7 protein-coding genes are annotated in these 12,844 nt (G+C 73.1%); 5 read left to right on the top strand and 2 right to left on the bottom strand.

Features of this window, described 5'->3' with window-relative positions:
* Window positions 1-63: 63 nt before the first annotated feature.
* The 3 genes from GCG21_RS00465 (at window position 64) to GCG21_RS00455 (ending at window position 3,823) form a co-directional block, all read left to right on the top strand.
* Window positions 64-891: a hypothetical protein gene (locus GCG21_RS00465; RefSeq protein ID WP_152817311.1), complete on the top strand. Its 828-nt coding sequence runs from the start codon at window positions 64-66 to the stop codon at window positions 889-891.
* 108 nt (window positions 892-999) lie between these two features.
* Window positions 1,000-2,607 carry an O-antigen ligase gene (locus GCG21_RS00460; protein WP_152817309.1) on the top strand — a complete coding sequence of 536 codons (1,608 nt, stop codon included), beginning with the start codon at window positions 1,000-1,002 and terminating at the stop codon, window positions 2,605-2,607.
* A 67-nt stretch (window positions 2,608-2,674) separates the two neighbouring features.
* Entirely contained in the window at window positions 2,675-3,823 is a 1,149-nt protein-coding gene (locus GCG21_RS00455; protein ID WP_152817307.1) for a sorbosone dehydrogenase family protein, read from the top strand.
* A 61-nt stretch (window positions 3,824-3,884) separates the two neighbouring features.
* Here GCG21_RS00455 and GCG21_RS00450 read toward each other — a convergent pair whose 3' ends face one another.
* Together GCG21_RS00450 and GCG21_RS00445 are read right to left on the bottom strand one after the other, a co-directional pair.
* Window positions 3,885-5,762 (bottom strand): ABC transporter ATP-binding protein, encoded by a 1,878-nt coding sequence (locus tag GCG21_RS00450; RefSeq protein WP_152817305.1) that lies wholly within the window; start codon window positions 5,760-5,762, stop codon window positions 3,885-3,887.
* A 99-nt stretch (window positions 5,763-5,861) separates the two neighbouring features.
* Complete coding sequence (locus tag GCG21_RS00445; protein WP_194164862.1) at window positions 5,862-7,286, bottom strand: sugar transferase; 1,425 nt, start codon at window positions 7,284-7,286, stop codon at window positions 5,862-5,864.
* Window positions 7,287-7,854: 568 nt separating this feature from the next.
* Between GCG21_RS00445 and GCG21_RS00440 the strand changes: the two genes are divergently transcribed.
* Entirely contained in the window at window positions 7,855-10,320 is a 2,466-nt protein-coding gene (locus GCG21_RS00440; RefSeq protein ID WP_152817301.1) for a LuxR C-terminal-related transcriptional regulator, read from the top strand.
* Between the two features lie 42 nt (window positions 10,321-10,362).
* Window positions 10,363-12,816 carry a LuxR C-terminal-related transcriptional regulator gene (locus GCG21_RS00435; protein WP_152817299.1) on the top strand — a complete coding sequence of 818 codons (2,454 nt, stop codon included), beginning with the start codon at window positions 10,363-10,365 and terminating at the stop codon, window positions 12,814-12,816.
* Window positions 12,817-12,844 lie beyond the last annotated feature (28 nt).

Below are 12,844 nucleotides of genomic sequence, written 5' to 3'. Positions count from 1 at the left end.
CGACCGCCCCTAGGATGGCAGGAGTCGAGGGAGCACGGCTCATCGTGAGAGAAGGTGGCGTCGGTGGACGTCTGGCGAATCACGCTTGCGGCACTACGGCGGTGGTACATCCTCATTCCGCTGCTGGCCCTGACCGGCTGGGCGGCCGTGTCGGCCGGTCACAGTGTCCATCCCGAGTACGAGGTCGATGCCACGGCGATGCTCACCCCCGGGCAGGCCGAGGCGACGATCCCGAATCCCTACGGTTCGCTCAACGACGCGAACCAGGCCGTCGGGATCGTGCTCAACAGCGCCGAGTCCCACGCGGCGATCGCCGCCCAGGGGCTGAGTACGGACTATGTGGTCACGCCCGAGACGCGCAGCTCCATCATGCGGCTCACCGTGCGCGCGGACGATGCGGACACCGCGATCGCCACCGGGGCGGCGGTGCTCGATCTGGCGACGTCGGAGTTGGCCGCCCGCCAGCAGGCGGCGGGAGTGGCGAAGGCGAGCCGGTTCGGCATCGCCGTGCTCGCGCCCCCCTCCGTGCTCGACGTCGTCTACGACGGCAGGACCCGCATCCAGGCCATCGTCGGCCTGCTCGGCGCCAGTGTGGCACTCGTCGTCGCCGTGCTCTTCGACGACATCGTCGGGCTCGTCCGGCGCCGCCGCGGCCTGCGGGAGGATCGGCGCGACCGGCGGGAGGCGCCCGCGGTTGCGCCGGCCGCGAGCGCGCCGGTCGATCCGGCCGATCCGGACGATTCCGGGGCCACCTCCCCCGCCGGTCCGGCCCCAGGCGTCGCGACCGGCCCGATCGAGCATTCACCGGCGCGCCCGTCCGGGGAGTCCGCCCCCGACCCGGGACGCGAACTCGACCTGTCCGGCTCCTCCTGGACGGATGAGCGGCGATGACGGGGAGCCGCCGCGCACCCGCTGTGCCATCGATGCCGTCGATACCAACGATCCCGGCGATCCCGCTGATCCCGGCAATGCCGGCCCTGCCTGCGGGGTGAGTCGCGGATGAGCCGGTCCGGCCGGGCGCCCACGTCCACACTCCCGCGCGCCGCATCCCGCGACGAGTGGGAACCCGCGCTGCTGCGCACGCCGACCGTGCTCCGGCGGCTCCGGACGCACTGGATCCCGCTGCTGCTCCGGCGCCGGCAGGTCACCGTGCTCGGCCTGCTCGTCGCCTTCCTCGCCCTGCAGTTCCTCATCCCGTCCCGGCTCGTCATCGGCGGGATGGGGGCCGTCGGGCGCCCCTCGGTGGCGGTCGGGGTGATGATCGCCTTCCTGTGGTGCCTGTGCGCCGTCCGCCCGCACCGGCTGCCCGGGGGCGTCACGCCGATTCGACTGGTGCTCGGCCTCTTCGTGGCCCTGCAGCTGTTCGGCTACGCGGTCGGGGTCGATCGCGGCCCCACGGCGGGTGAACTGAGTGCGGCGAATATGTGGCTCATCTTCATCGTCGCCATGGCCGGGGTCGCGCTCGCCGCCGCGGACGGGCTCCACGACCGCCGCGACGTGGACCGGCTCCTCCAGACCCTCGTGGCCGTCGCGGCGGCGATGGCCGTGGTCGGGGTGCTCCAGTTCACCGGGATCGTGGACCTCACCCGGTATATCCGCATTCCGGGACTGCATCTCAATGCCGACCTCATCGCCGTCGGAGCGCGCGGCGACGGCCACTTCCCGAGGGTGGCCGGCACCGCGAACCACTACATCGAATTCGGCGTCGTGCTCGCGATCGTGCTGCCGATCGCGCTGCACTACGCGCTCTTCTCCCCCCGCGGGCGCACCCGGGCATGGCGCTGGGTCGCGGTCGGCCTCATCGCGTCCGGCATCCCGTTGTCGATCTCCCGATCCGCGATCCTCACCGTGGTCATGACGATGGGCCTGCTGGCCGTGGTGTGGCCGTGGCGGCATCGGTACAACGCCGCGGTCGTCGCCGTGCTCGCCACGGCCGCATTCCACGTCGTCAATCGCGGGGTGCTGGGAACGATCAAGGGGCTGTTCCTCAACGTGGACGACGATCCGAGCGTGCTCGACCGGATCGCCCGCACCGGCTATGTGATCGACCTGTGGAGCCGGCGCCCGTGGCTCGGCCGCGGAGCCGGGATGATCACCCCCGAGCGGTACATCCTGCTGGACAACCAGCTCTACATGACCCTCCTCGCCGGCGGGGTGATCGGACTGACCGGATTCGTCCTGCTGTTCCTCGTGCCGTACCTGCAGGCCCGCAGCATCCGGCTCCGGGCGCGGGACCAGGAGACCCGCCATCTCGGACAGGCGCTCGCGGTCACGCTGCCCGCCGCGTTCATGGCGAGCGGAACGTTCGACTCGTTCTCCTTCTCCACCTTCGTGGGCACGATGTTCGTCGTGTTCGGCACGATCGCCGCGCTGCATCGGGTCGAGGGGATCAGCGTGCACACCCCGCTACAGCCGGCCGCGCCCGGGGACCGGTACGTCGCCACCCCGGTGATGGCCGACATCCGCGCACGGCTCCGGGCGGGCTGGAGCGGCGGGGCCCTCCTGCGAAGGCCGCCGGCCCCGTCCGACGCCACGCCGGCCGGCCCGCCCCTCGTGTCGCCGACGGGTCGGGACGCTATGCCGCAGGCCCCTCCTGCGAGAGAATGAGACGACGCAAGGACGCCACGCGCGCGACCCGCACCCGCCACCCACCGGAATCCGTTCGGAGGTCCTCATGCGCCGATCCCCACGCACCCGAGCTGTCGCGGCCGGGCTGCTCCTCAGTGCGACGATGACGATGGCGGCCGGCTGCAGCGGGTCCGACCCACAGCCGGACCGGGCGGGAGGCCCGGCGCCCGCCCCGTCGCCGGCGGACGATCGGACGACGCCCCCCGAGGACCCGTCCGAATCCCCGTTCACGGAGGTCGACGTCGTGGACACGATCGCGACCGACCTCCGATCTCCCTGGGCGGTGGCGTTCCTGCCGGACGGCTCCGCGCTCGTCACCCAGCGCGACTCCGGCACGGTGCTGCACGTCACCGGCCACGAGGTCTCCCAGGTCGACGCCGGTGGGCCGGACGGCGCCCTGCCGCAGGTGCATCACGAGACCGAGGACGGGCTGCTCGGCATCGCCGTCGGACCGGACGGGGGAATCTACCTGTACCTGACCACGGCGGCGGACAACCGGGTGATCCGGATGGACCTGGAGGGTGAGCGGCTCGTCGATCCCCGGGTCGTGCTGGACGGCATCCCCTCGGGGTCCCATCACGACGGCGGGCGGCTCGCGTTCGGCCCCGACGGGTACCTGTACATCACCACGGGCGACACCCGGGAACCGAGCCTGTCGCAGGACACCGACAGCCTCGCCGGGAAGATCCTGCGGGTGAGCACGACCGGCGAGCCCGCACCCGGGAACCCGTTCGGCAACGAGGTCTGGAGCTACGGCCATCGCAACGTGCAGGGGATCGGCTGGACGGACGACGGGCGGATGTACGCCTCGGAGTTCGGGGAGAACAGCTTCGACGAGCTCAACCTCATCGAACCGGGCGGCAACTACGGCTGGCCGGCGGTCGAGGGATGGGCGGGCGACCCGCAGTACGTCGACCCCCTCGTCACCTGGCCGACGTCCGAGGCGTCGCCGTCGGGGATCGCGGTGACCGACGACGGCGTCTGGGTGGCGGCGCTCCGGGGCGAGCGGCTCTGGTTCGTGCCGCTCGAGCCGGGCGGGGCGGTGGGCGAGCCGCGCGACTACCTCGACCTGGGCCGGCTGCGGGACGTGCTCGCGACCCCGGACGGCGGGCTGTGGGTCGTCACCTCGAACACCGACGGGCGCGGCGATCCGCGAGGATCCGACGACCGGATCGTCCGGGTGGAGACCTCGTGAGGGTGCGGCCCCGTGGGCATCGCGGGAAGCACGGGGCGCACGGGCCTGTGCCGCCGCGCCGTCAGCGCGCCGCGTCGTTCCGCTCGGGTGGCAGGTAGGCGGCCGCCTGCACCCGAAACAGCTCGGCGTACTGGCCGCCGGCCGCCATGAGCTCCTCGTGCGTGCCGTGCTCCGCCACGGCTCCCGCGTCCATGACGTAGATCCGATCGGCGCTGCGCACGGTGGAGAAGCGGTGCGAGATGACGAGCGCGGTCCGTCCTTCGAGGGTCTGTCGCAGGCTCGTGAACAGCTCGTGCTCGGCGCGCGGATCCAGGGCGGCCGACGGCTCGTCGAGGATGACCAGCGGCGCGTCCCGATAGTACGCGCGGGCGATCGCCACGCGCTGCCACTGGCCACCGGAGAGGTCGACGCCACCCGCGAACAGCCGGGACAGCGGCGTCGAGTAGCCGCCGGGCAACGCCTCGATCGCGTCCGCGGCCCCGGCAGCCCGGGCCGCCCGAGCCACCCGGGCTCGGTCGGCCGGCTGCGAGACGTCGCCCGCCGCGATGTTCTCCTCCGCGCTGAGCGCGTAGCGCACGAAATCCTGGAAGATGACGGCGGTCCGCGCCCGCACGCTCGCCGGCGACCACTCGCGGATGTCGGTGCCGTCCCATCGGATCGCGCCCGCCTCCGGCTCGTACAGCCCGGCGAGGAGCTTCGCCAGGGTGGTCTTTCCCGAGCCGTTCTCCCCCACGAGTGCCACGATCTCGCCGGCCCGGAGCTCCACCGTGGCGCCGTCGACGGCCGGCTGCTCCGATCCCGGGTAGGTGAACGCGACCCGTTCCCCGCTCACCCGGCCGAATCCGGCCGGGGCCTCGGGCCCGCGTGTGTCCTCCTGCGCGGGCCCGGCGAGCCGGAGGAACCCCTCGAGGTCGTCGAGGAACAGGCCGGACTCGAAGATCCGCTGCACCCCCGCGAAGAGCGCCTGCACCTGGGTGGCCAGCATTCTGATCGCGACGATCGCGGCGCCGGCTCCGGCGACGGTGACCCGCCCCGCGAGGATCATCCACACGAGCGCGGCGAAGGTGAGCACGAGCATGATCGCGCTGCCCAGGTTTCCGAGCACCGAGAGCCGCGCGCGGCGCCGCAGGTGCGCGGCGAGGTCGCCCAGATAGGTGGCGTAGACCGCCGCGAAGCGTCCGTGGAGCCAGGTCGAGAGCTGGAAGGCCCGCACCTCCTTGGCCTCGTCCCGACCGGTCTGGGTGAGGGTGAGGTACTGGCGCATGCGCAGGGCGGGCGTCTGCGCGACCGAGAAGTCGAACTCGAGCCGGCTCTCGCGGCGGCTCGAGAGCAGCACCGGCAGGCCGCCGAGGACCAGCAGCGGCAGCAGCAGCGGGCTGATGCTCACGAGTGCGGCGCCGACGCCGACGCCCGCGGCCAGCGCGCCCCCCATCGCGATGAGGCCCTGCGTCACCTGATAGGGCCGCGAGAGCGCGTTCGACTGGACCCGTTGGAGCCGGTTGAAGAAGTCGGGTGACTCGAAGCTCGCGAGCCCGACCCCCGTCGAGACGGCGAGGACCCGGTCCCACATCGAGCGCGCGACCAGTTCGCCGAGCATCCGCTGCATGTGCCCCTGGACCGCGCCGACGATCGAGGAGACGGCGGTCAGGGCGGCCAGCAGCACCACCGGCACCCACAGTGACGCCGTCGCGACCGGGGCGTCCTCGAGCGCGAGCACGGCCGCCAGCACCGACTGCACCGCGAGCACCTGGCCCGCGAGCGCGAGCGCCGCGACGACCTGGAGCGCCAGGAGCCCGACGAACAGCCCGCGGCCCGAGGCCCACACGAGGCGCAGGCTCGCCCGGATAAGCAACGAGAGCCGGCCGATCGACCGGCGCTGTGCCCGCGCCTGCGCCCGCAGGGTGACGGGGTCGACGTCCTCGTCGCCGTCAGCCGCCATCCCGGGCCTCCTCCAACGCGTCGACCTTCATTCAACCAAACGACCCGTCGTTTTCGTACCCGAATCCGGCGGCGGGATCGGGCCTTCCCGAACAGGCGGTCAATACGCGCCCCGACCCTCGAACACCGCCCGGAACGTGCGCAACAGGATCACGAGGTCTCCCCGGATCGACCAGTTGTCGGCGTAGTCGAGATCGAGTCGGACGGTCCGCGCCCAGTCGAGATCCGAACGGCCGCTCACCTGCCACAGCCCGGTCATGCCCGGGCGCACCCGCAGCCGCTGGCGTATGTCGTCGTCGTAGCGGGCGGCCTCGCCGGGCAGCGGCGGACGCGGCCCGACGAGGGACATCTCGCCGCGTACCACGTTCCACAGTTGCGGGAGTTCGTCGACCGAGTACCGTCGCAGGAGCCGCCCGACCCGGGTCACGCGCGGGTCGTTGCGGAGCTTGAACAACACGACGTTGCCGTCGTTGCGCGCCTCGAGCTCCGAGCGCCGGCGGTCGGCGTCCGCGGTCATCGTGCGCAGCTTCATCATGTCGAACGGCCGACCGTGGCGCCCGATCCGCCGCTGCCGGTAGAAGGTCCGCCCGGGGGAGTCGAGATGGATGAGCGCGGCGCTGATGCCGATCACGGGCGCGAACAGGAGGAGGAGCACGCCGGCCAGGACCCGGTCGATCGCCGACTTCGCCAGGGCCTCCACCGGGCCGCGGGCCGTCGCGACCGCGAGCATCGGTGTCCCGTTCACGACACACAGCTCGAGGCGCTCCGATGCCACGTCGACGATATCCGGGGCCACGAACACGTCGATATCGCGGCGCTCCAGGCGCCAGCACAGGCGGCGGAACTCCACAGCCCCCATCGACCCCGCCCCGACGACGATCGAGCGGATGCCGCCGTCGACGGCGACGTCCGCGGCGTCCTCGACGGCCCCGAGCACGGGCGGGCCGGCCGTGGGCAGGGCCGTCGTCCCCGCCGGCGTGCAGACTCCGACGACGTCGAGACCGGACCCGCCCGCGGCCCGGCACAGCCCGACGAGCCGGTCGAGTTCGGCGACCTCTCCCACGACGAGCGTCGGCGAGCCGGTCCGGCCGCGCCGGCGGGCGCGGCGGATCGCGAGCGATCCGAGGACGTGCAGTCCCGCGACCATTCCACTCGCGAGCACCACCGTGGCCAGCAGGGCCGGCACCGGCACGGGAGCCCGGAACCGGAGTTGATATCCCAGGACCAGCAGAAGGGCCCAGAGGCCGCCCGCGCGAAGCACACGGGCCCGGTCCCGCGCGCCGGGAGACGACGTGCGACGCGATGTCCGGCCCAGGACGGCCGAGACGATCCCGTAGCCCGCTCCGGCCGCGAGTCCGAGGAGCGCCCGCCCCTCGGGGGTGAGGGCGGCGTCCGGGACCAGCACGACCGCGACGGCCGTTCCCGCGATGAGCGCCTCGGTGAGGCTCCGGCCCAACCGGTGCAGCCATCGAGGGCGGCGGCCGGTCGCGACGCCGCGCCACGCAGCCCGGGCCGTGGCGCGCACTGAACCGGCAGGGTGGGCGGAGCCGGCAGAGTCGACAGGGTAGGCAGAGCCGGCAGGGTAGGCAGGGTAGGCGGGCTCGGGCGGCGGGGCTCCCACGGGCCTCGGCCCCGGGTAGGCTCCCTCGTACACCGCCATCGTCCGACTGCCTTCCACTCCACTACGCCGACGAAGATCCACCACGCGCAGCGACGTTCGTCCCGATATGCGGACCTTCGTCTAGCGCGTAGCCTCAACTCAACTCCCGGGGACGACGTTTGAGCAGGGCCCGCGGAGGTGAACCGCGGGTGAGCCCGCCCGGGGCCCGGCACGATCGTCGGACCGGTCGAGGGTGAGACGTCGCGCACCCGCCGCTCACCCCCACCATCCAGGGCGGCCCGATCACGCAGCCGGACGCGGGTCGCCCCGGTCGAAGTCGACGTCTCCGAGGCACTTACAATCCGGCACTTCCGTCGACATCGACACCCCTGATGGATAGACTTACGGCTCACGCGGGTGACCCGGGATGGGCCCGTCGTCCGCGCGAGTCATCCCTTTGTATCTCCGCCCACCGCAGTAGCAGGTTCGCACCATGGGTGTCTCAGGAATGTCCGACCCGGAACAGTCCCGGCAGTTCACGTTGCCCCGGATCGCCGACCACGACGCCTCGGCCACGGCCCTCCTCGACCGGTTGGGCGGCGCCACCGCGTTCCCGCTGCGGATCCTCCAGGCGCCCCGGGGGTACGGCAAGACCGCGCTGGCGGTCACGTGGCTGCGGGCGCAGCGCGGCCGAGTGGACATACGTTTCGCCCGCCTGACCGCGGCCGCCAACGACCGTGCGGGGTTCTGGCAGGAGTTCCTCGATTGCCTCGAGGGGCGGGCCCCCGAGGTGGGCGGCCGAACCGCGCCGACGTCCGCGGCGACCCAGGAACGGGCGATCCGGATGGTGGCGGGTCTGGCGGATCCGACCCTCATCGTGCTGGACGACTACCACGAGGCGGGATCGCAGGCCGGGGCGAACGAGATCGATGCCGTGCTCGTCGACCTCCTGCGCCAGAACCCTCAGGTGTTCATCATGGTGGCCGGGCGCCGGCCGCGGGCCCTCGACTCGCTCGGGCCGCTGTCCGTCGACGCGTTCATCGTCGGCGCGGACGATCTTCGCATGACGGCGACCATGACCGCGGATCTCGCGCGCTCGATCGGGTTGACGCTCGACCGGCGGGGGGCGGAGCGGCTGACCGGTGAGCTCGGCGGCTGGCCCGCGCTCGTCCGGGCGGCGATCCACCAGGCGATCCTCACCGACGATCCATCGACTCCGCCGGAGTCGTTCGCCGGCCAGTACATCGCGGCGGCCTTCCACGAGCTGGCCTCCCCCGCCCTCCGGGATTTCGCCCTCTCGACCGCCGTTCCGTCCGAATTCGACCTGCAGACGGCCCGCGCCCTCGGTTCCGAGGAGGACGCCTGGGCCATGATCAGCGAGCTCACCGCGAGCGGACTGCTGGGCGCGACGCCCGCACCGTCCGGTTCCGTCTACGCCTACGCACCCGCCGTCAGGCGAACCCTCCTCGGGGTCATGCGGCAAACCTCCGCCGAGCTGGAGCCGCGGGCCTACCGCACGCTCATGCAGCAGGCGGTCCGCGGCGACGACCCCGCCACCGCCCTCTTCTACGCGACCCAGTCGCGCGATTGGCCGGCGGCGCTCGAGGTGATCGAGGCCTGCTGGGACCGTCTGCTCCTCAAGGCCCCCGACGTGCTGGGCGCGGCGAGCCGGGTGCTGCCCGCGGCGAAGGTGTCCATCGACGCCCGATTGCGCATGGCGCGGGACCACCTCGAGCCGACGGGCGAGCGCAGACGCCGTCTGCATCCCTACGAACCGGGCGGGCTCTCGGCCCGGCTCAACGCCTCCGTGATCGCCGGCCGAGGCTCGAACGTCCGCGACGACGAGCTGCTCGCGCTCCTGCAGTGGGGGGTCGCCCTGCTCGCCACGGGGGACCTGGTCACCTCCGCTTATGCGTTCGCCCAGGCCCATACGTGGGCGACCGCGCGCAAGGACGGCGGATCCGCGCTCGCGGCCGTCGGCGCCGCCCTGGCACATGCGCTGCGCGGTGAGCCGGCGTTGGCCGCGCCGTGGCTCGCCGACCCGGGGCTGCCCGCCTGGCGGCAGACGCTCGACGGCGAGGACCACCAGGACGCGCTCCTACTCGCCCTCGAGGCGGCGCGCGCCCTCGTGCTGGTCGACACCGACGACGCGGGCGCGGTCCCGGCCGCACTCGCCCTGGCCGACGACCCCCGTCGCAACGACCTGTCGTCACTGTGCGTCTTCATCCGCGCCCAGGCGATCCTGCAACACGGGGATGAGCCCGCGATGCTCACGCACGCCACGAATGCGCGCGCGGCGCTCGATGTCACCCGGCGCGGATCGATGGCCGAGACGTACCTGGCCATCGTCCTGGTCGACCTGCTCCTCGCCTGCGAGATGCCGTCCTCCGCCCGGGAGGTCCTGGAGTTCGTCGAGCCCCGACGCGATCTGCGGATCGCGCTCGGGCGCATCCATCTCGCCGAGCGGCGGTTCGGCAAGGCGCTCGAGGACGCCGAGCACGTCCTGCGCGACCAGAGCCCGCTCGGTCGCTACGTGCTCGAGGCCCACCTGCTCGCGGCCCGCGCCCACGACGGCGCCGGCCGGCTGCCGGCCGCCCACGCGGAGCTGCGGGCCGCCGCGGACCTCGCGCTGATCCACGGACGCACCGCTCCGTTCGGTTCGATGCCGCCGGGCCGGTTCATGTCGCTCGCCGGCAACGATCCGTCGCTGCAGGGGCTGCGCCCGGACCTCTACCGGCCCGACGACGGATCCGGGCCGCGGATCGTCACGCTCACGCCGCGCGAGGCACAGGTCTTCCATGCGCTGCTCGAGCATCTCGGTCCGGTCGGCATCGCCCAGTCCCTCGGGCTCTCACCCAACACGGTCAAGACCCATGTGCGGACCATCTATCGAAAACTCGGCGTCAGCAGCCGCGCGGACGCGATCGAGCAATCCAACCGGGTTCGGATCTCCACCTGATCCGCCCCGTCCGAGCACCGTCAGAAGTCGGAGGTACGTCCCATGTCCATTCCGATCGCGGGCGGCCGGGCCCTACCCCGGATCTCGCGCCTCTTCACGACGCCGGCACCGGGCGTGCTCCCGGTGTTCGGACGGACGGCGCCCATGGTCGTGTTCCGAGCGCCCCGCGGATGGGGCAAGACGACGACCGCCGCGGCCTGGCTGCGCTCCCTCGGCGACGGGCACACGTTCGACTGGCTCACCCTGACCCGTGAGACCGCCGAGCCCGAGTTCACGGCGTTGCTCTCGGCCTCGACGAAGCGGCTGTGCGGCGCCGCCGGCACCCACCGCCCCCTCACCCCCGACGGGCGCGCCGAGCATCGCTGGCTGGTCGTCGACAACCTCCACCTGGTCACCTCCCCCTCGGTCGACGACGCCCTCGTCGACCTGGCCACGAGCGACGAATACCTGCACGTGCTGGTGACGAGCGAGTCCGAACGCCCGATCGAGACGCTCGCCGAGGTCGAGGCCGACGGCCTGGTCTGCCGGGCCCCCGAGCTGCGGCTCACCGGTGCGGAGGTGCAGACCATGGCACGCGCGTTGGGGATCACGATGGGCCCCGAGACGGCGTGGCACTTCGCCAACGAGGTGCTCGGCTGGCCGGCGCTCGTTCGCTGCCTCCTGCTCGCACACGACGACTCGTGGCCGCTGTCCGCGGATGCGCGCGAACGCGTCTGCGAGTACGTGGAGATCCTCGCACGCGGCAGCGCCGCGGACTCGACGATCCACGACGCGATGCGGATCGCCCTGGCGAGCCGGCCGGACGGCGAGATCATGCGGCTGCTCATCGGTCACGACGCCGGTCCCACGAACGAGTTGCGCAGGCTCCGCTCGGACGGTTTCCTCGGCCCCGACGGTCACCTCACCCGCACCGTGCGCGACGCGCTCTCCGACGCCCTGGCCGAGACCGACCCCCACGCCTTCCGGCAGCTCCACAGCGCCCTCGCCCATTGGTACGAACGGCACGGGAGCATCGGGCGCTCGCTCGAGCACGCGGCCCGCGCCGGGGACGAAGCGCATTGCCGGGCCCTCCTGCGCGGCTCGTGGCTCGAGGTCACGGCGCACGACGGCCCGGCGCGGCGGGCCCTCGCGGTCGCCGACCGGTCGGATCCGGACGGCGACACCCGCCTCGAGCTCCTGCGCGCCCGCCTCCAGCCCGAGGGCGGGCCCCGGCCGGCCTCTCGACCCTCGGTGGAGTCGACGCGCATCGAACTCGAGTGGATCGTGGCTCGCCTCGGCGCGATGGACAGTCCCTCGAGCGTGGCCGGGATGACCCGGCAGGCGACCGCCCACGCCGACCTGCTCGGCGACGCGGCGCTGTCGGATCGGGCCGCGGCGACGGCGGCTCTGACCTACGCCGCGTACGGCGCCACGGCGGACGCCCGCCGGTGGCTCGCCGGATCGAGTGCACCCGAGGCGGATGCGCTCCGCCGGGCCGCCTCTCTCCTCATCGCCCGGGACACCCTCGCGGTCGACCCGCACCCACCCGCCGACTCGACCGACCCGACCGACCCGACCGACCCGACCGGCGTCATGTCCGTCGCCGCTCTGTCCGACGGGCCCGGCGGGTCCGACAGGTCCGACATGTCCGACATGTCCGCGGACTGGCTCGCCCTGCTCGACGCCCCGGTGTCCGCAGGCCTTCCGCGCGCGCAGTCGACGGGCGCGCCGAGCCGCGGCGCACGGGTCGTGGCGCTGCAGCGCCACCTCGCCTCGATCCCTCGGCGCGAGTCGTTCTCCCTCGTGACCGTCGAGACGCTCGCGACGCTGGCTGCGGCGCTCATCGCGGACCAGCAGTTCGCCCGCTGCCACGAGGTGCTGACCGAGGTGATGCCGACCCATCCGGCCCTGCGTACCGCCCGGGCCCGCCTCTCGCTCTGCCTGGGTGATGCCCGCGATGCCCTCGTGCTGACCGAACACCGACCGGGTGGAGAGCCGGAGCCGACGCCACGCGACAACGTCACCCGCGCCCTCGTCCGGGCCTGCGCCCTCGTCCGGCTCGATCGGTCCGGGGAGGCGGCCGCGGAGCTGGAGCATGCGCTCCTCATCGCGCGCGCGCACGATCTCCTGCATCCGTTCCGGCTCGTGCCGACGGCGGACCTGGCCAGGATCGTCCGGTCCGCCCCCCGGCTCCGCGAGCTCATGTGGTGGGGCGAGCTCGACCGGCTCGACACGGCGCTCACGCCCACTCCCCCGGTCCCGGAGCTCTCGCAGAGCGAGCAGCGGGCGCTGACCCTCCTCGCGGAGGGAATGCCGCTCGCGGCGGCGGCCAGCCGGATGTTCATCTCGACGAACACGGTCAAGTCCCAGCTGCGGTCGGCCTACCGAAAGCTCGGGGTGCACAACCGCGCCGAGGCCGTCGCGCGGGCCCGGGAGCTCCTCCTCATTCCGCCCCGCCCCCGCCCGGGGGCCGATTCCGTCGAGCTGCTCGACGGAATCGACCGGCGGGCCGGGTAGCGGCCGCGGGTGCTGAGCTCGGGTGCGC

Source organism: Pseudactinotalea sp. HY160 (assembly GCF_009372055.1).
Lineage (GTDB): Bacteria > Actinomycetota > Actinomycetes > Actinomycetales > Beutenbergiaceae > HY158.
This window is presented reverse-complemented; position numbering and strand designations above follow the sequence as displayed.

What these genes read in the sequence shown, in the direction of transcription:
- GCG21_RS00455 (WP_152817307.1), top strand. Translation starts at nt 2,675, where the DNA reads ATGCGCCGATCCCCACGCACCCGAGCTGTCGCGGCCGGGCTGCTCCTC.
- GCG21_RS00435 (WP_152817299.1), top strand. Translation starts at nt 10,363, where the DNA reads ATGTCCATTCCGATCGCGGGCGGCCGGGCCCTACCCCGGATCTCGCGC.
- GCG21_RS00460 (WP_152817309.1), top strand. Translation starts at nt 1,000, where the DNA reads ATGAGCCGGTCCGGCCGGGCGCCCACGTCCACACTCCCGCGCGCCGCA.
- GCG21_RS00450 (WP_152817305.1), bottom strand. Translation starts at nt 5,762, where the DNA reads ATGGCGGCTGACGGCGACGAGGACGTCGACCCCGTCACCCTGCGGGCG.
- GCG21_RS00440 (WP_152817301.1), top strand. Translation starts at nt 7,855, where the DNA reads ATGGGTGTCTCAGGAATGTCCGACCCGGAACAGTCCCGGCAGTTCACG.